This window comes from Phytohabitans flavus, assembly GCF_011764545.1.
Lineage (GTDB): Bacteria > Actinomycetota > Actinomycetes > Mycobacteriales > Micromonosporaceae > Phytohabitans > Phytohabitans flavus.
This window is the reverse complement of sequence record NZ_AP022870.1, coordinates 4,968,588-4,986,676: the sequence shown is the minus strand read 5'-3', so window position 1 is coordinate 4,986,676 and position 18,089 is coordinate 4,968,588. Positions and strand designations below refer to the sequence as shown.

The following is an 18,089-nucleotide window of genomic DNA, read 5'->3' as shown; positions in this document are numbered from 1 at the left end:
GGGCACGAGGGCAAGGGGGTACCAGATGCGGCGCCGCACGCTGCTGGCCGCTGGCGCCGCACTGGCGGTGGGCGGCTGTGGCAGCCGGCGGTCCGGCCCCACTGACCTGCGGATCATGGTGCCCAACGCGCCCGGCAGCGGTTACGACCTCACCGCCCGCACTGTCGCGCAGGCGCTGGACGCGGCTGGGCTCGTCCGCGATCCGGAAGTGTTCAACCTGCCCGGCGCGAGCGGCACGGTCGGCCTGCAGCGGCTGGTGTACGAGCGGGGCAACGGCGACCTGCTGATGCTCATGGGCCTCGGCGTGGTCGGCGCGCAGTTGACCGAGCGGGCGCGGGCGACGCTCGGCCAGACAACGCCGGTGGCCCGGCTCATCGAGGAGCCCGCGCTCGTGGTGGTGCCGCGGCCCGCACCGTACCGCTCCTTCGCCGACCTCGTCGCCGCCTGGCGGGCCGACCCGGGCGCGATGGTCGCCGGCGGCGGCTCCAGCCCAGCCGGCCCGGACCACCTGGCGCTCATGCTGACCGCGAAAGGCGTCGGCATCGCGCCGTCGCGGGTCCGGTACGCCAGCTTCGACGGCGGCGGCGACCTGCTCGCGGCGGTCTTCCGGGGCGAGGTGGCGTTCGGCGTCTCCGGGCTGGGCGAGACCGCCGACCAGGTGCGCTCGGGGCAGCTGCGGGTGCTGGCGGTGACAAGCCCGGCGCGGGTACCAGGAGTGGCGGCGCCCACCCTCCGCGAGGCGGGCGCCGACGTGGTCTTCACCAACTGGCGCGGGCTCGTCGCCCCGCCCGGCCTGGCGGCGCCGGCCCGCGACACGCTGCGGGGCACGGTCGAGCGCCTACACGGCTCGCGCCCGTGGCAAGACTGCCTTTCCCGCAACGGCTGGGCCGACGCCTACCTCGTCGGCGACGCCTTTGGCGAATTCGTGGAGGCCGAGACCGCCCGGATAACCGCCGTTCTCAGCGACCTCGGCCTACCCCACGCCGGCTAGAGATCTTCAGGGTCGGGGTCAAATTCTCTTGAGACGGGCTATTTGCCCCGGTCCGCGTCAGTCGCTGACCGTATGCTCCCGCGGGCACCGCGCAGGCCGGCGGCTCGCTGGCGCTCGCCGAGTTCCCCGACCTCCGCTGCCAGGTCCGCGGTCCAAGCCCAAACCCCCGCCCAAGCGCCGAGCCAGGTCAGGCCGGGCTTGAAGCGCGGACCCGGCAGCGGGGGTCGCGGTCGGCCGACCGCGACCCCCGGGGTGAGCTTGCCAACCGCGGAGGGTGAGGCCGCGGGAGCGACGGTCCGGACCACGACAAACGTCGCGGTAGCTCAATCCCTTTGGTTTTGGATCTTTATCCGCGACATGACGCCAAGGCCAACCAACTAGTGGATGCTGACTGCCTTCGACTCGACGGTCGCGGGCTCGTACCCCTTGAGCTGACCGGTCACCCGTACGGTGATCGTCTTGCCCTTGTAGTTGCCGGTGAGGTGGAACTGCTCGGCGGTCGCCCCCTCGATCGGCTTCCCGTCGCTGAGCCACTGGTACGAGAACTCGGGATCGGGGCTCCAGGTGCCCTCCTCCACCGTCAGCTTCGCACCCGGCTTGATGCCGTTCTTGTGCGTCGACACGATGAGCGGCACGGCGGTCTTGAACCTCTTGATCGCCGGCATGCCGACGAACGCCAGCTTGAAGCCCATGTCCGAGCTACCCGACGAGGTCTGGTGCACCTCGACGGCGAGCACGTTGGTGCCGGCCACCAGCGTGTTGGTGGGCAGGTCGAAGGTGTGCACGAGGCGCTCGTCGCCGGCGTCGGCGGCCAGCGTCGTATGGGTGAGCGGACCTGTCGGGATGTTGTCGCGCCACACCTCGACGCCGTTGAGGTAGACCACCGCGCCGTCGTCGCGCACGAGTTGCAGCTGGAGGTCGGTCAGCGCCGCCGGGTCGGCGATCTGGAAGCTCTGCCGGAAGTAGGTGGTGATGTACTTGTTGCCGGAACTCGGGCCGAACGACACCGGGGGCTGCACGACGTCGCTGTCGCCGTAGCCGAGCACCAGGCCGGCCGTGATGGTCTGCTGCTTCCACGCCGAGTCGTCGAAGTTGGAAGCGGCGAACCCGGGGTCTGGTTGGAGCCGTCGTCGAGGATCCGCCACGTCGACTCGAACGGCACGATGGTCACCGGCTCGGGCGGCAGCGGCTCCTCCGACGCGTACAGCGCCAGCTTGAACCCGAGGTCCGAGCTGCCCGGGTCGGTCTGGTGCAGCTCGACAGCGAGCACGTTGGTACCGGCGACGAGGGTGTTGGCCACGCGCTTGACGAACTCGGTCCGTTCGTCGGGCGTGTTCACCGGGGCCAGGGTGGTGTGGGTCAGCGGACCGTCGCCCACGTTGTCGCGCCAGACCTCGACGCCGTTGAGGTAGATGGCCGCACCGTCATCGCGCACCAGCGTGAGGATGAGGTGGCCGAACTTGTTCGGGTCGGCGACCTCGAAGCTCTGCCGGAAGTACGTGGTGATGTGCTTGTTGTCGGCGTCCGGGCCGTACGACAGCGGGGGCTGCACGACGTCGCCGTCGCCGTAGCCGAGCACCAGGCCGGCCACGACCGCCTGCTGCTTCCACGCCGAGTCGTCGAAGTTGGAAGCCGCGAACCCGGGGGTCTGGTTGGAGCCGTCGTCGAGGATCCGCCACGTCGACTCGAACGGCACCACCACGACCGGCACACCGGGCGGAGGCGGCGCGGTGGGGCCGTCGGTGCCCCGGAACGGCCCGATGATCTCGTAGGTCACGCCGTCGCCACCGCCGCCGGCGTTGCCCACGCGGCCGCGCTGCGAGCTGAAGTAGAGCCGGGTGCCGTCGGGGCTGAACGCCGGGCCGGCGATCTCGCTGCCGCCGCCGAGGGGAGTGGCCAGGCGCAGGAACGGAGTCACCTCACGTATCCCGGATTCGTCGTCACGCTCGCCGATGAACACGAGTTCGAGGTTGCCGGCGTCCTCGGCGGCGAACAGGTCACCGCTCACCGGGTGGACGGTGATGTTGTCGGGGTCCTGGAGGGCTCCGGTGCCACCGAGATACACCAGCTCGAGGGTCTGGGTGACCCCGTCGAACGCCCACACGCGAGCGTCGCCCGTGGTGCAGAAGTAGACGGTCTGGCCGTGGATCCAGCAACCCTCACCCCGGTCGAAGGACGAGCTGTCGGCGCCCCGGTAGCCCTCCGTCAGGTCGGTCACCGGCACCCACGTCACCGGCGCCGGGCCGTTGACCGCGGCGTCGAGGTCAGCCGACAGCGCCTCGAGCACGCCGCCAGCCTCGAAGTTGGGACGAACGCCGCTCCACTCGTTGGGGGTGAAGCGGTAGAAGCGGCTGTCTCCGTCGTCCTCGGTGGTGTAAATCCACTTTCCGACCGAGTCGACAGCGGCCGCCTCGTGGACGCGCTGGCCGAGGGCGTCAAGACGGATGCCCGGGCGGGCACCCAGCGGCTCGCAATCCCAGACGTAGCCGCCGTCCCGCTCCTCGCACGACAGCCAGGTACCCCACGTCGAGCGGCCGCCAGCGCAGTTTCCGCTGGTGTCGCTGAGAATCCGGCGGGCCCCGATGATCGCCCCGTCGGCCGCGAAGGTGATCGACCCGGCGCCGCCGTCGCCGACCTCGCTGTTGGAGCAGTACGTCCACGAACCGTCGGCATGGGCGAAGACCGCGCCGCCGTCGGGCGCGGGATGCCAGGGGTACGACGTGCCCTGGACGACCTGACCCGCGACGCCGACGATGCGGCTGGCGAAGCCAGCGGGCAGGTAGAGGCCATTGGCATCAGGAACAGGCAGCAATGGGCCATATGGGCCGGGACCCGGCACTGCGGGAGCGGCGAGGGCCTGCTTCATGAAGTCGGGACCGAATACCCCGACGCCCACCGACGCCACCGCGACAGATTTAATGAACATTCGACGTTCCATTCGCAGACCGTAAATCACGCTCTGTGAACCCTTCATGATCGACTAGCAAACGATCATGCCCCCGCTGTGAACATTCAGGCGAGACTTAGTGTGTCCTTCCTACAGCTGGGCTGCCGTGCGGACGAGCCCTGCGACGGCCCGCGAGCGGGTGTGCGGGGGCCAGGCGAGCACCGTGGTGACGTGCGGTGCGTCGGTCAGGGGGATGGCGGCGTGCGCACTCCAGGGCCGGCCTCCGCGGGCGGCCGCGGCCACTGCGATCCGGCTCGCCACACTGCCCGACGGCGGCCCGACCGGCTCATTCTTCAACGACGACGGCGTCATCCCGTGGTAACTCCGCCGGCCCTTCGACGAACCGATGGTCGGTCTCAGTGATTGAGACTATTTGAGCGCGCAATGAACCTGGTCGGCGACCCCGGCGTAGGACCGGTATGGGGGACCGTGTCAGGTGATTCTCGAGACGAATGATCATGCGGGGCATGGGTGGGCCGAGTCGTTGTCGGCGTGCGGTCGTCGTGCATTGGAGGACGACGGCGACCTGGCAAACGCGCGTCGCTGGTTCGACGCGGCCTTTGTGGAGGCAGAGCAGAGCGGTGACGTCGCGGTCATGGCGGGTGCTGTCCTCGGGAGCGGCGGATTGTGGGTGCACGAGCACCGCACGGCCGTCGCCGCTGGACTCTTCGAGGCCCGCCTGGCCCAGGTGAGCGCGCTGGTCGCCAGCGCGGGCCTCGACCCGGACAAGTGGGGCGACCTCGCGTTGCGGCTGCGTGTACGGGCGGCGGGCGAGGCCGACTACCGGGCGGGGCGATCGGCGACGATCCTGGCATTGCTGGACGAGGTGCGGGCCTCGCCGGACCTCGACGCCCGAGTCGAGGCGCTGAGCATCGCGCACCACTGCCTGCTCGGCCCCGAGCACGCACACGCACGTCTCTGCCTGGCCGAGGAGTTGGTTGGCGAGGCGGCCCGCACAGGTCGACGCGGTCCGACGGTGATGGGCCTGCTCTGGCAGGTCGTCGACAAGTTGCTGGCCGGCGACCGGTACGCCGGCCGTCGGCTGGCCGAGCTGCGGGCGCTACTCGTCAAGGGGCCGCACCTGGCCGCCGACTTCGTGGTCAGCGCCGTGGAGGTCATGCTCGCCATCCGGGCCGGCCGCCTGGAGGAGGCGGAGCAACTGGCCCAGCACTGCTACGAGCTGGGCACCAAGGCCGGTGACGCGGACGCACCGGCCTGGTACGTGGCCCAGCTCGTGACGATCCGCTGGTACCAGGGCCGCCTGCCGGAGCTGCTGCCGACGATCAGGGCGACGGTCAGCGCGCCAACGCTGAGCGCGGTCGACAACTCTCTGCTCGGCGCCGTCGCGGTCGCCTCCGCGCTGGACGGTGACCGCCGCACGGCGGAGAACGCGCTGGCGTCACTGCGCGGGTCCGGCCTCGACCGGCTGCCCCGTTCCTCCAGCTGGCTGGTCACGATGTACGGCATCGCGGAGGCGGCGTACCTGCTGGACAACCGCCATGCGGCCGCCCGCGTCCACGGCCTGCTGGCGCCCTACGCCCACCTGCCGATGATGGCCAGCCTCGGCGTGGCCTGCTTCGGCTCCACCGAGCACGCGCTCGGCGTCGCCGCGCTGACCATGGGCGACCCCGACCGCGCGATTGGGCATCTGCGCGAGGCGGTACACCACAACCTCGCGCTCGGACACTGGCCCGCGGTGCGGCTCTCTCGCCTCCGCTTCGCCGAGGCCCTCGACCGCCGTGGTGGCCCCGACGACGCCGCGTCCGCCGCGGCACAGCGCGCCGCCGCCGGCGAGCTGGCACCGGTAGTGGAGTCGAGTGCCGCCGTGCGGTCGGTGGTGTGCGTACGGGAGGGACGCAGGTGGCGGGTCGAGCTGGGGACCCGATCGGTGATCGTCGACCACATGGTGGGCATGCTGCACTTGGCTGTGCTCACCGCCAACCCCAGCGTCGAGATCCCGTCGATCGAGCTGGTGGCGGGCGTGGAAGCGCTTAGTCGCGCGGTCGCCGCCGACGCTGGATCTGCCCAAGCGCTGCTCGACCAGACCGCCGTGCGCAACTATCGGCAACGGGTGGCCGACCTCGCGGAGGCCATCGACGTGGCCGGGCACCGCGGAGACGCGGCCGGCGTCGCCGTCCTGGAGCGGGAGCGGGACTGGATACTCGCGCAGCTTGGTGCCAGCACCGGGCTGGCCGGGCGGCGCCGATCCTTCGCGAACGACGAGGAGCGGGCCCGTCTCGCCGTCGGCCGGGCCATCCGGCGCGCGGTGGCTCAGATCGAACGCGTCGCCCCGGTGATCGGCGCACACCTGCGCGCGAGCATCCACAGTGGAATCCGATGCTCGTACCAGCCCGCCGGCCCGACCGGGTAGGTAGGCGCAAGAGCTACACGGCCAACGACAACCAACATCCGCACAATGATCAGGTCTTGTCCCAGAAGCCGCACTTGTGGTCGGCCGCGAACGGTGTGGGTGCGATCTCGCCGGCGGCCAGACCGAGCGCGGAGACCGATTCACGATGGGTCGGCGCCCAGCGCGGTTGGCGGGGAGTGTTTGGGGTGCCGTGGTGTGCGAAGGTCGTCCAGTAGTCGACCATCGCGCGGCTCAGTCGCTGTTGGTTTGGCGTCATGTCCTCGTAGTCGGGGAATTGGCTTAGCGGGATCGAGGTCTTCCACAGGAAGGGCAGGTCCCAGCCGTGGTACGCGCCGAATGGCGGGATGCCGTCCAAGAGTTCGTACGCGTAGACGGGTGCGTGCCGGCTCGCGACGCGGGCGGTCGTGAGGGTGGGACAGCTGCCGATCCCGCCGCCCCAGTCGGTGAGCACTGTGGACAGTGCGAGCGCGGGGCTGGCGAAGTCCTCGACCGGGTACATGCGGAGCACGTCCTGGGCGCGGTCGGCGAACGTGGCACGGATCTGGGCGGCATAGCCTTCCGCCGTCAGATCGTCGTGCCGGCTGAGCACAAACCCGGCCATCTCGTCGTGCGTGCTGCCGATCAGCAGGGGTACGCCGATCGCGGAACCCCGCCGGATCGCGTCGATCGGCTGCCGGGGCAGGTAGCGGGTGCCGGCGACCGGTCCCCACGGGTCGTCGCGGCGCTCCGCGGTGACCGGCCGACCCGGGTCGGTCAGGACGCGGACCAGCTGTGCCGTCGCGGTCTGCCGCAGGCAGGAGGTGATGCTCGCGGCGCCGGCACAGCCGACATCCTGAATCGCCTGGGCACCCTTTCGTTCGGCGTCCGCCTTTTCCATGACCGGGTTGGCGCAGGCGCCACTCTGGACGATCACGCGCTGAAACAACCCGCGCGAGGCAGGTGCGGCCAGGTGGGTACAGACGGCGCGTGCGCCCGCCGACTGGCCCGCCAAGGTCACCTTATGTGGGTCACCACCGAACGCGGCGGCGTTGCGACGTACCCAGCGCAGCGCCTCGGCCTGGTCGAGCAGGCCGTAACCGCCCGAAACGGTGCCCTCGGCGTCGAGCTTTGCCGAGGCGAGGAAGCCGAGCGCGCCGATCCGGTAGTTGACGGCGACCACGATGACGTCACCGTCGCTGGCGAGGCGGGCACCGTCGTATTGCGAGCCCGCGCCGGAGGTGAAGCCGCCCCGTGCAGCCACACCATCACCGGCAGGCGACCGGGCCGGCTCGGCCTTGTCGGCACGACGACATCAACGTAGAGGCAGTCCTCGTCACCCATGACGACCTCGTTGAACTGCTCGTCGCGACCTAACTGCGGGCAGATCGGAGCTGGGGTGATCGCGTCCCGGACACCGGCCCACGGTCGCGGCGGCCGGGGCGCGGTCCAACGTCGGTCACCGACGGGTGGGGCGGCGTACGGGATGCCGGAGAAGCGGATGACATCGGCGCCGGCCTCGCCGCGGATCGCGCCCGAATCGACCCGCACCACGGTTGGCAGCACACCTCGGTCGAGGCCGCCTTCGGTAGCCGCCCCAGCCGCCGGCACGGCCGACACCACAGCCAGGGCGGCCACGGCAGCCACGGTCGCCACGGTCGCCACGGCCGCCACGAAGAAAGATCGAAATGACCTCAATGGACTCATGCGCGCAGCATCATCGGTAGCGGCCCTGGCCGAATCGGCCCACGAACGGCTTCTCGTATACGCAAACGGACGTACCAGATGGCGGTCGAGATAGCCTTTGGAGTTGGGGTGACCTCCGCGACAGGACGCCGAGGCCACCCTGAGTCCAGGAGCTGTCTATTTCATGCAGAATGCGGACTCGGGTGGGGACTTCGGGTCGTAAGCGAGCGGACTCATGATGCCGTAGCAGCCTGGGGATCGTCGGGCTTGGTGTCGATTACGATGTGCGCCTCGCCGTGTGCGTCGACAGGAGCGGTGAACGAGGTGCGGTAGTGACCTGTGGTGGCGTTGTACAGGTGGAGAAGTGTCGGGCTGTTTGGCGGGAAGCCGCCTAGGTAAAGGTTGACGTCATCACCTGTGGCGACGGCTACGGGCGGTGCGGCGAGCAGGAGGCGTGGCGAACTCGCGCGTCGCAGGGTGAACTCGTGGGATGCGCTATTCGACACCTGCTCGGCCCTGACCGAGTAGAGCCCGAGTGGGTTGATCGGAAGGACGCGAACCTCCGTCCAGAAGTAACTATCCGTAGACTGCAGCACCACCGTGGTCTCGTGGCGTGCAGGGTCGGTGATAGTCACTGTCAGCGGCTGTGACTCTTTGAAGCCATAAAAGCAGAGTATTGGTTCTGACGGAATCTCCGCGCTTTTGTCACCAGTGATGTGTGGCGGCCCGAACTCGCCGGTACAGGGATCTTCGCTACCGCCGCCCAGGAAGAACTCCACCTGCTCGGCGACGCCGTCCGGGACCGGGTCCTGCCGCTTGAGCAGGTCTTCTGGCTCCTCGGCGCTTGTCGATGTGGTGGCCGGCGCTGTATTGCCGCTGCTGGTGGTCGGCCCGCCCGTCCTCGCGCTCGCGCTGGTCCGGTCGGCGGTAGACGGGTGCGGCAGCGGCTCCGGCGTGTCACTTGTGGGTAGCTGACCTGCCGTCGGTATCTGCGAAGGTATTTCGGCGGGCGTACCGGGGACGCTGGCAAGGTGCTGCGGCACCACACCGTGCTGGGGTTGGTCGGAAGATCTGGATGCCAACGCGACGGCGGTCGCCGCGGCCACGGCGAGCACGCTTGCGAGGACGGCGAGGTAGCGGCCTCGGTGGGCCAGGAGCCTGTGCATGGCGTTGGTCATCGCCGTTTGGCTACCGAGGCGAGAGTGCTGCTGGTGGCGGAGATTCGTGCGTCGACGTCCGTCAGCTCCGGAGCGTCCATCGCCTGGTAGACCGATCGGAGGTTGCGGAGGTAGATCAGCTCGCGCTCCAGGTTTCTCGGTCGCACGACGTCGATCCGGTCCAGAAGGGCCAGTGCTTCTTCATACGCCGCTGCGGCGGTCTGGTAGCCGCCGTATCGGGCCGCATCGGATTGGCCCGCCGTGAGGTATGCGGTCAGCGCCTGACCGGCCTTGGCCTCCGCTGCCAGCCGCAGGGAGTGCCGCGCCTCGCCGCCGGCCAGTCCGCCGGTGGCGTGCAGACGGAGTACCTCGCGGAACTCGGCGTCGGCGTCGGCCCAATGGTCGCCCAGCTTGGCGATGGTCAGGCACTGATATGCCAGTCCGAGGCCAAGGTGGGCCTGCATCCGCAGGAACGCTTGGGAGCCGTCGTCGCCGTCATCGCCGGCGAGCGCGGCCCGGTAGTGGTCGGCGGCCAGCTCGAGCGGTCCGGGCTGGGCCTGGCCGGCCTGGCAGCGGACGGCAGCCCGGGTCGCTTCGGCCAAGCCGATCCGCGCGCGGGTGTACGAGGGGTTTTGCGACAGGGCCAGCCGGTAGTAGTCGACGGCCTGGTCGAGCCGCGCCTTGTCGCCACGTCCGACGGTGTTGCCGAGCAGGAGGTAAAGCACGTCATGCCGAACTCTGTGGTGGCCCGGGACCTCGTCTACCAGGTCAAACTCGGCCTCGGCCGTCAGGAACCTGCCCTCGGCGCCGGTGAAGTCGTCCAACGCGTAGTCGCCCAGGCCGCGAACGAACGCCACGACGGCTTTCAGGTAGTGGACGGCCGTTTCGGTCAGCTCTTCGTTGATCTCGAGGTTTCGCTCGAGCACGTCGACCGGCTCGGTGACGCTAATGGTGTGCAGGCCAACGAACTCCGGTGCGTCGCCGAACGTCCGGTCGGTGAGGAACAGCTCGATCTCGACGGTCAGCATGCCATCGATGGACTGCAAGCGCCCGGTTACGACGACGTCGGCACCGTGGTCACGCGCCACCCTGTGCAACGACTCGTTGCGATTCGAACCGCGCTCAGGCTCGATGACCTCGACCTGGTCCGGTCCGCGTAGCTGGATCGCCGATACCTCGTCCGCCCAGGCATTCAGCTCCCTGAACAGGACGGTCTGCAGGCGGCTTGGCACCTGCGACGCCGGCGTCGGTCCGGACCATGTGAACGGCGCCAGCACGATGTTGTAGAGGCCGGTCATATGAGGCCGGGCTGCCGGCGCGTTCGCGCCGACGAGGCCCATGATGAGCACTACCACAGCCGCGGCCGTCATCGCGCGCAACGGCAGCGCCCGCCGTCTGACCAGCCCCTCCGAGTGAGGACTTCGCGCAACGCCGACGACCTCGGCGGGCTCCGGTGCGTCGACGGCCGTGGTCGGCGGGGAGCTTGCCGCGGGTGGTGCCGACCCTTGACCCCCCTCCTGCTGGCGATGCGCCTGCTCCACGGCGTTTGTCTCCGCCCACAGATGGCGCCACACCGGCAGGACCTCGTCGATCTCCGGACCGCGCTGCGCGTACAGCAGGCATCCCGTCACGTACGCACGAGTCGTCTCCCACGTCGGGAAGCGGCGACCGCCCGCGGCCTCCGAGAGAGTCCCCGTCCCGCAGTGCGACAGCCTGCTGAGCAGTCGGTACGCCGGATCGTGGCAGTCCTTGCGCAGCGCACGGAGGCGCTGCGCGAACGTCCGTCGATGTGAAGGCAGCGCGGGATCGATTAGTCCCTCTTTGCGCCCCCGCCGCGGGGCACCAGAAGTGCCGCCCACGCGTTAGTCACCGCCCCCGCTTGCTTTCCGTAGATGCCAATCGATCTCAGTCTAACGATGATCGTTTCCCGGACCGATCCGCTCTGCGGTCAGATCTTGGTCCTCGCGGCGCGACAGGGGTAGGCGCGCGAGCGTCGCGCCACGGCGCGAATTGTTCGGCGTACGGCCGCGAACAATGCTCTGACCAGCGGTGGAGCCGTTCTTTGTTCGCTGTCCGCCATTGTGCGTACCGGCCAACTCCCCGGCGGGCTAGTAGTTGTCATGCCCCGATCTCGGACCCTAGGAGTTTGTCGTGGTGAGACTGGGTCGCCTCAAGGCGATGTCGTGGACGATCGCGGTCCTGCTTGTGCCGGGCGTGGGAGTCACGCCGCTGCCGGCGGCAGGCGTCGGTGCCGCGGGCAGTGGGTCGCCCGAGCCGGTATCGGCGCGACCGGAGCCGCGCGAGCCGCTGGCCGCTGCCCGCGAGCACGCCTCCGAGGTGGCCCGGGCGACCGGGCAAAAGGTGCCGATAGAGGAGATGACCACCGAGAACGCGAAAGTGTGGGCATTGCCGAACGGCAGGTTCGAGAGTGTGATCGCCTCGGGACCGGTGCGCTTCAAGCGGGATGGCCGGTGGACCGAGGTCGACCTGACGCTCCACGCCCGTCCTGACGGGACCGTCGCACCCGCGGCACATCTCAACGACCTGACGCTCGCGGGGCGGCGGGAGGGCGGGGAGTCCGATCTCGCTTCCATCAAAGCGGGCGGTACGCGACGCGCGATGCGCTGGAGTGACGGGTTGCCCGAGCCGGTACTCGACGGCAAGCGAGCCATCTACCGCGATGTCCTGCCAGGCATCGACCTCGTCGTCGAGGCGCAGATGACCGGATACGAGCAGTTCACGGTGATCAAGAATCGGGCGGCGCTCGCCCACTACGACCGCGCGCAGGCGGCGCTGAAGCTCGGCGACGCGGCATCCAAGCCCGACGGGCATGGGGCTTGGTGCACAACGCCGGCTCGACGCCGGCGCCGCTGATGTGGGACGCCGCGAAGGACGCGACCGGCGGCCCGAAGAACGTCCACAAGGTTGGGCTGTCGCGTGTGGACGGGCGCTTCGGATTGGCGGCGGAGAAGGCGTGGCTGCACGATCCCGCGCGGCGGTTTCCGATCACCGTCGACCCGTCCGACCAGTCGCAGGTCGCCTACGGAGGACAGGACACGTGGGTGAGATCCGGCACCACCACAAGGTATTGGACCTCGCCGGAGCTTGAGAGTGGCACCCAGGACGGCGGCGGCACCAAGCGCATCGCGTACGTCAACTTCACCGCGCAGGGGATGAGCGGGGCGACGATCCATTACGCCAACGTCAAGCTGTGGGGCACCTACGCCGCGAGTTGCGACGCCTACAACATGCTGCTCTTCCCGGCCAGCGGGAACATCTTCGACTCCACCTACTGGGACAACCGGCCCGACTTGATGGATGCCTACGGCAACGGCATCGGTAAGAACGGCAATGGCGACGCCGGCGCGTACGCGTTCACGGCGGCCGGGCACAGTCTGCGGCCGTCCAATGGCGTCTGCACCGGGCAATGGCTCGACCACGAAGCGGCCGGGGTGTTCCAGGTAGCGGCGAACAAGGGCTATGGGGCGTTCGCCGTGGCCTTCACTCCGTACTGGGACAACACGAACGCCTACTACCGCCGCTTCAAGGCCTACGACTCCGGGACGCATCCGCATGCGATCGTCTCGTGGAGCTTCCCGCCGGGATTCGTGAACAAGTCCACTACGCCCACCACGTCATGCACGACGGGCACGGGACGTCCCGCGATCGGCACGGCGCAACCGACGCTGTCGGCGAGATACTCCCAGAGCGATGGCCACAACGTCGACGTCCACTTCGAGTACGGCGAGGTCGGCAGCAGTGCCACCACCGTCCGGTACGTGACCGTCGGTGCGGACACGACCGCCAACTATCAAATTCCGCCGGGTGAACTTGTCGACGGGAAGTCCTACCGGTGGCAGACAATCGCCAAGTCGGCCGCCGGAGTCTGGTCCACCGGGTCGGGCTGGTGCGAGTTCACGGTCGACATTTGGTCTCCTCCAGCGCCCGGCTGCCCGGGAGTGGTGACGGAGAAGGCCGACTTCAACGGTGATGGCTATGTCGACAAGGCCATCGGCGACCCGTTGAAGGCGTCCGCGGGCTATGGGAATCCGGCGCGGTGACGGTCGTCGACGGAAGGACCGGTACGCAGACGACTCTTGACCAGAGTCTGCCAGAGGTACCGGACACCGCTGAGGCCAGTGACCGTTTCGGCTCGTCCATCGCCGTCGTGGACGTCAACCGGGACGGCTGCGCCGACCTGGCGATCGGTACGCCGTACGAGGATCTGACGGCACCCGACGCGGGCCAGGTGGACATTCTCTATGGGACGCCGGCCGGGCTCGGCAAGGGCCGGCGGCGGAGACCTTCGTCCAGGGTGTGAACCGTGTCCCCGGCGCTCAGGGCGCCTACGACTGGTTTGGCTTCGCGTTGGTCGCCGGACAGACCAGCGGCGGCGAGCCGTTCATCGTCGTCGGCGCTCCGGGCGACGACGTGGGCGGGGTCATTGACGCGGGCACAGCCACGTACATACGGGGCGAACACCGGATCGCGATGGAGCAGTCCATTGTGTCCGGTCAGAGCAACGAGACGGACGATCGGTTCGGTACGGCCGTCGCGGCTACGGGCAACCAGCTCGCGATCTCGATGCCCGGCGAGTCGGGCTCGGCGGCCACGCAGTTCGCCGGACGTGTCTGCACGTTCCGCCATACGATCACCAACAACAGGCTCGAGCTGCTGATGTGCATCTCACAAAGCGATTTCGGCGTGAACGGGTTCGAGGCGGGCGACGAGTTCGGCAAGTCGATCTCGATGGCTCCCTATCGGACGATCGCCGGCGGCCCGATCGACTCCATCCTGCTCGTCGGCGCCCCAGGGGAGGACGACGCCGGCTTCGACGACACCGGCGTAGTCCACTTCTACAAGGTCACGGGCTCGGCGGTGAGCCTGCTCTCCACCAACTGGAAGGCGGGTCGCCAGACCGGCGATCGCTTCGGCGAGAAGACACTTGTCGTCAACCTCGATCCGACCACCGTGGTCACCGACGCGAAGCTCGTCGCCGCGGTCGGCGCGCCGGGCACGGACGCCGGTGGAAACCTCTTGGACAGCGGCGAGGTGAGGGTGTTTCCCGCCGGCCGGACCGGGACGTTGACATACGACGTGGCGGTGAGACCCGGCACGGCGGCCGCACGGACGCTGATCGGCGTCGCCGTCGGGGGTAACGGCACGCACCTGTTCGCGCCGTCCGTGTACCAGGGAATGAAGTCGCTATACGCGATCAGGTGGACCGATCTGGTCGCCGGCTCCGCGGCTGTCGACGCCGCCGCCACGGTCGTGGCCCCCACCGGTTCCATCGCTTTCGGCGCACAGGCGGGATGAGAACGATGAGACGAACCATTGTCGGTGTCACGCTGCTGGTGCTGACCGCCGTGGCCGTGCTGCCCTCCACCGAGCTGCGCGGCAGGCCGGACGTGGTGGCGAAGCCGGAAGGTGCGACCGGACACTCGGCGACTGTCAAGGTGACCGAGCAGGAGGCCACGGTCGCGGCGAGGAAATCCGGGCGGCAGGTCGAGGTCGCGGCGGCTCGTAGCGAACGCGCCACCACGTATGCCAACCCGGACGGCACCTACACCCGCGAGGAGCACCAGCAACCGATCAGGGTGTACCGGGGCGGGAAGTGGCTGCCGGTCGACGCCGGCATCGTGAAGACCGGCACAGGGCGGCTGACGCCCAAGGCGACCACGATGCCGGTGACATTCTCCAACGGCGGCGACTCACCACTCGCGACAATGGCCCGATCGGGTCGCAGCCTCAGCCTGACCTGGCCGCGACCGTTGCCGGCACCCGTCGTCGAGGGATCGCGGGCGACGTATCGCGACGTCCTTCCCGACGTCGACCTCGTCGTGAACTCGGATGTCGAAAGCTTCTCGCACGTCCTGGTCGTCAAGAGCGCCGAGGCGGCGAAGCAGCCCGCCCTGCGGGAGATAGCCCTCGGTGTGCGCACCGAACGCCTGCGCCTTCAGGTGAAGGGCGGCCGGCTTGTGGCGACCGACGCCGGATCCGGCGGCACGATGTTCGTCGCGCCGAAGCCGGCTATGTGGGACTCAGGCGTTGGCGCCAACCCGGGGGAGACCCTGGACCCAGCTCGATACGCACCGGAGACCGCCAAGCACGGCCCGGTCGGCATCCGGCTTGTAGGCAACCGGCTCATTCTCAGCCCGGACCCCATGATGCTGGCCGACCCGGCGTTGCGCTATCCCATCTACATCGATCCACAGTGGAGTAGCGACTACAACTCCAACCGGACGGTGGTCGACTCGGGATATCCGAACAACGAGTACTGGGACTGGGCAGGTCGAGGCAACGCGACTGACCAGCGTGTGGGCAAGTGCCCCAGGGACACCAGCGCCTGCGATTCCTCGGACGTCACGCGGATCTTCTTCATCGTCCCGACAAGCGCCTACCTGGGCTCGGACAAGCAGATCCTTCAGGCGAACTTCAACGTGACCCTGAAGGCGGTCGAGAACCCCACGAACGCCTATGGCACGCAACTGTGGCGTACCGGCGGGGTCGACGGCGGCACGAACTGGGGCAATCAGCCGGGGGAACGGGCTGGGCCGGCGGCACCTACCTCGGCACCACGAACTCGACGGGTACCCAGAGCTGCGGGCAGATCCAGCGGAACCTCTCCATGGACGCCACGCAGGCGCTCCGCGAGGCGAACGCCAACGGCTGGACCGCGACGACGTTCGGCATGAAGTCCGACACGGAAGGCTCCTACCGGGCCATGCGCCGTTTCTGCAACGACGCCTTCATCTCGGTGCGGTACAACAAGAGGCCGGCGCCTGCCACGAACCTCGCGTCCGACCCGGGCGCCGGCTGCGTGACCGGGTCGTCGCGCCCCTACGTGCCGAAGCTCCCCGTGCTCAAGGCGACCGCGTCGGATCCGGACACCACGGCGGAGCCGTTGAGCGTCCAGTTCACGGTGACCTGGACCCCGCCGGGCGGCAGCCCGCAGACACACGTCGGTGAGACCACGGTCAAGAGTGGTGGCGGATACGAATACAACCTCGCCAACGCCGGCATCACCATCCCGGAAAACGTCACCGTCGCGTGGCGGACCGACGTGTCCGACTGGGACAACGGCAACCGCCTGAGTTGGAGTGGTAGTAGCGGCCCGTGCGAGTTCGTCCTCGACGCCACCAAGCCGCTCGGCCCCGACGTAGACTCGCCGCAGTACCTTCCGGCTGACGCCGCCGACACGACACCGGCCTGCCAGGCGGAGTCTTCGTGGCACGACGGTGTCGGCTCCTACGGTTCGTTCACCTTCGACTCGGCTTCGACGGATGTGACGGCGTACAAGTACCAGTTCACCGGCGCCTCCGGCACGTCGCCACTGACGACATCGCCGACCACCGGCGGCGGGCCGGTCACTATCCAATGGAAACCGTCCGCCTACGGCCCACACACGCTGACCGTGTACTCCGTCGACGGCGCCCTTCAGGAAAGCGCCGGTGCGTCGTGCACGTTCGGCGTGACCCAGGGCCGTGGCCCGGTCGTCGAGTACGCGCTGACCGACCAGGCGGGCTCGGCGAGCGCCGTGAACCTCAGCGACGCCGCGAACCGCGCGACGCGCGGCTCGGGCGTGACGTTCGGCGCCGAGGGTCCCGACGGCGTCCTCGGCGGTGCGGCCGCCTTCGACGGCGGCGGCCAGGCCTACCTGACCTCGGCGAAGGTGAACACGGTGAACACGGCCAAGGGCTTCACCGTCAGCGCCTGGGTGAACGCGACAAGCAACACTCGGTACCAGACGGTCCTTTCCCAGGACGGAGTCGGTGAGCCAGGCTTCAGCCTGGGTATCAACGGCGGCGCCAAGAAGTGGTCCTTCCACATGCCCACGTCCGATGTAGAGGCGAACGTCGGCACTTGGCAGGTGATGAGCACCTCGGAGGTCGTCCTAGGCAAGTGGACACATCTCGTCGCGGGGTTCGACCCCATCACGGATCAGATCTGGCTGCAGGTAGACAGGGGCGCGGTGGTGACCGCGGCGAACAGGTCGAACTGGGGCTCGCACGGCAACCTCCACATCGGCCGCCGCACCGCCAAGACGGGCTACACCTGGAATTTCCAAGGATCGATCGCCTCGGCGCGCGTCTTCGACAGGTGGGCGTCGGCCGACGACGCGGGATACATCCGCCGGGTCGGCCGGACCGCGTACTGGCCGCTGGACGAGGTCACGGCGGGTGTGACGAAGGGCTACGCGGCGGACGGGACCACCGTCGAGCCGGCCAAGGCGCTCACCGTCAACGGCGACGCGACTCTCCGCCAGCCCGTGGAGACGTGCGACGAGGAACTCAACTGCGTCATCGATCCGAGCGACCTGATGGGCGGCGGCAACCCGTACGTCGACCTGGACGGCAGCGGCGACTTCCTCAGCTCGCCGGCACACCTCGTCGGCCTCAGGGGCAGCTTCACCGTCGCCATCCGGGCCCGGCTGGCCGCCTACTGTGACGCCGGGGAGCAGGCGGTGCTGTCCCAACCGGGCACCAACCGCAGCAGGTTCACCCTCAGCTGCGTAAACCACCAGTGGAAGGTGTTCTTCGCCAGCGGCGACGACACAGGCACCGGCGGAGTCACCTTGCTGGCCGGCGCGGCGTCGGCGCTTCCCGAGTCCGAGTCCGGTATCGGGCAGCACCTCGCGCTGAGCTACGACTACGACCAGCAGACCGCCACCTTGTACGTCAACGGTCAGGTCGCGGCCACCGGCACAGCTACCGGCATCCCCGCCTGGAACGGCACGCTCGACCGTGGTCTGCAGGTGGGGCGTACCCAGACGAGCGAAACCACCTACGGCGCCTACTTCTCCGGGGACATGGACGAGATTCGCGTCTACTCCGGTGTCCTGAGCCAGACCGAGATCCAGCTGATCGCCAGCACCACGGTGGTCAAAGACAAGTGACGCATCCGGCCAAATGGCACCCGCGTCGGGTGTCCCCCACGTGTCAGTCCCTCGTACCGGGGTGG

General features: G+C 69.0%; 13 protein-coding genes and 1 pseudogene. 9 read left to right on the top strand and 5 right to left on the bottom strand.

Going from position 1 to position 18,089, the window contains the following annotated elements:
- The first annotated feature begins 25 nt into the window (after positions 1 to 25).
- Positions 26 to 991, top strand: a complete 966-nt coding sequence (locus tag Pflav_RS21745; protein WP_173037786.1) for a Bug family tripartite tricarboxylate transporter substrate binding protein — start codon at positions 26 to 28, stop codon at positions 989 to 991.
- Between the two features lie 377 nt (positions 992 to 1,368).
- On the opposite strand, the gene Pflav_RS21740 is transcribed toward Pflav_RS21745, so the two are convergent.
- Together Pflav_RS21740 and Pflav_RS21735 are read right to left on the bottom strand one after the other, a co-directional pair.
- The gene (locus Pflav_RS21740) at positions 1,369 to 1,998 is read right to left on the bottom strand and encodes a hypothetical protein (RefSeq protein WP_173037785.1); all 630 of its coding nucleotides are present in this window, start codon (positions 1,996 to 1,998) and stop codon (positions 1,369 to 1,371) included.
- Positions 1,914 to 3,917 carry an alkaline phosphatase PhoX gene (locus tag Pflav_RS21735; protein WP_232071723.1) on the bottom strand — a complete coding sequence of 668 codons (2,004 nt, stop codon included), beginning with the start codon at positions 3,915 to 3,917 and terminating at the stop codon, positions 1,914 to 1,916. Before Pflav_RS21735 ends, Pflav_RS21740 begins: the two co-directional genes overlap by 85 nt.
- Before the next feature lie 127 nt (positions 3,918 to 4,044).
- Between Pflav_RS21735 and Pflav_RS46005 the strand changes: the two genes are divergently transcribed.
- Both Pflav_RS46005 and Pflav_RS21725 read left to right on the top strand, forming a co-directional pair.
- A complete protein-coding gene (locus Pflav_RS46005; RefSeq protein ID WP_232071721.1) occupies positions 4,045 to 4,260 on the top strand; it encodes a hypothetical protein in 216 nt (71 codons plus the stop codon).
- 186 nt (positions 4,261 to 4,446) lie between these two features.
- Positions 4,447 to 6,309 (top strand): ATP-binding protein, encoded by a 1,863-nt coding sequence (locus Pflav_RS21725; protein WP_197938690.1) that lies wholly within the window; start codon positions 4,447 to 4,449, stop codon positions 6,307 to 6,309.
- 49 nt (positions 6,310 to 6,358) lie between these two features.
- On the opposite strand, the pseudogene Pflav_RS21720 reads toward Pflav_RS21725, so the two are convergent.
- From Pflav_RS21720 to Pflav_RS21710, 3 genes and pseudogenes are all read right to left on the bottom strand, one after another.
- A pseudogene (locus Pflav_RS21720) lies at positions 6,359 to 7,992 on the bottom strand (carboxylesterase/lipase family protein).
- Positions 7,993 to 8,204: 212 nt separating this feature from the next.
- On the bottom strand, positions 8,205 to 9,086 hold the full coding sequence (locus Pflav_RS21715) for a hypothetical protein (RefSeq protein ID WP_173037783.1): 882 nt from the start codon (positions 9,084 to 9,086) through the stop codon (positions 8,205 to 8,207).
- A 59-nt stretch (positions 9,087 to 9,145) separates the two neighbouring features.
- Positions 9,146 to 10,987, bottom strand: a complete 1,842-nt coding sequence (locus tag Pflav_RS21710; RefSeq protein ID WP_173037782.1) for a tetratricopeptide repeat protein — start codon at positions 10,985 to 10,987, stop codon at positions 9,146 to 9,148.
- Positions 10,988 to 11,279: 292 nt separating this feature from the next.
- Here Pflav_RS21710 and Pflav_RS21705 point away from each other — a divergent pair, with 292 nt between their 5' ends.
- Genes Pflav_RS21705 through Pflav_RS21680 form a run of 6 tightly spaced genes read left to right on the top strand, consistent with a single transcriptional unit; the run spans position 11,280 to position 18,024 of the window.
- Complete coding sequence (locus Pflav_RS21705; RefSeq protein ID WP_180201278.1) at positions 11,280 to 12,002, top strand: hypothetical protein; 723 nt, start codon at positions 11,280 to 11,282, stop codon at positions 12,000 to 12,002.
- The gene (locus Pflav_RS21700; protein ID WP_232072716.1) at positions 11,969 to 13,189 is read left to right on the top strand and encodes a DNRLRE domain-containing protein; all 1,221 of its coding nucleotides are present in this window, start codon (positions 11,969 to 11,971) and stop codon (positions 13,187 to 13,189) included. Before Pflav_RS21705 ends, Pflav_RS21700 begins: the two co-directional genes overlap by 34 nt.
- Positions 13,186 to 13,449 carry an FG-GAP repeat protein gene (locus Pflav_RS21695; RefSeq protein WP_173037780.1) on the top strand — a complete coding sequence of 88 codons (264 nt, stop codon included), beginning with the start codon at positions 13,186 to 13,188 and terminating at the stop codon, positions 13,447 to 13,449. The genes Pflav_RS21700 and Pflav_RS21695 overlap by 4 nt, the downstream gene beginning before the upstream one ends.
- A complete protein-coding gene (locus tag Pflav_RS21690) occupies positions 13,446 to 14,444 on the top strand; it encodes a hypothetical protein (RefSeq protein ID WP_173037779.1) in 999 nt (332 codons plus the stop codon). Before Pflav_RS21695 ends, Pflav_RS21690 begins: the two co-directional genes overlap by 4 nt.
- Before the next feature lie 5 nt (positions 14,445 to 14,449).
- Positions 14,450 to 15,823 carry a hypothetical protein gene (locus Pflav_RS21685; RefSeq protein ID WP_173037778.1) on the top strand — a complete coding sequence of 458 codons (1,374 nt, stop codon included), beginning with the start codon at positions 14,450 to 14,452 and terminating at the stop codon, positions 15,821 to 15,823.
- Positions 15,757 to 18,024, top strand: a complete 2,268-nt coding sequence (locus tag Pflav_RS21680; RefSeq protein WP_173037777.1) for a LamG domain-containing protein — start codon at positions 15,757 to 15,759, stop codon at positions 18,022 to 18,024. The genes Pflav_RS21685 and Pflav_RS21680 overlap by 67 nt, the downstream gene beginning before the upstream one ends.
- The last annotated feature ends 65 nt before the right edge of the window (positions 18,025 to 18,089 follow it).

Coding starts and splice junctions, on each gene's coding strand:
- Pflav_RS21680 (WP_173037777.1), top strand. CDS start 15,757: ATGGACGCCACGCAGGCGCTCCGCGAGGCGAACGCCAACGGCTGGACC.
- Pflav_RS21745 (WP_173037786.1), top strand. CDS start 26: ATGCGGCGCCGCACGCTGCTGGCCGCTGGCGCCGCACTGGCGGTGGGC.
- Pflav_RS21735 (WP_232071723.1), bottom strand. CDS start 3,917: ATGTTCATTAAATCTGTCGCGGTGGCGTCGGTGGGCGTCGGGGTATTC.
- Pflav_RS21685 (WP_173037778.1), top strand. CDS start 14,450: ATGAGACGAACCATTGTCGGTGTCACGCTGCTGGTGCTGACCGCCGTG.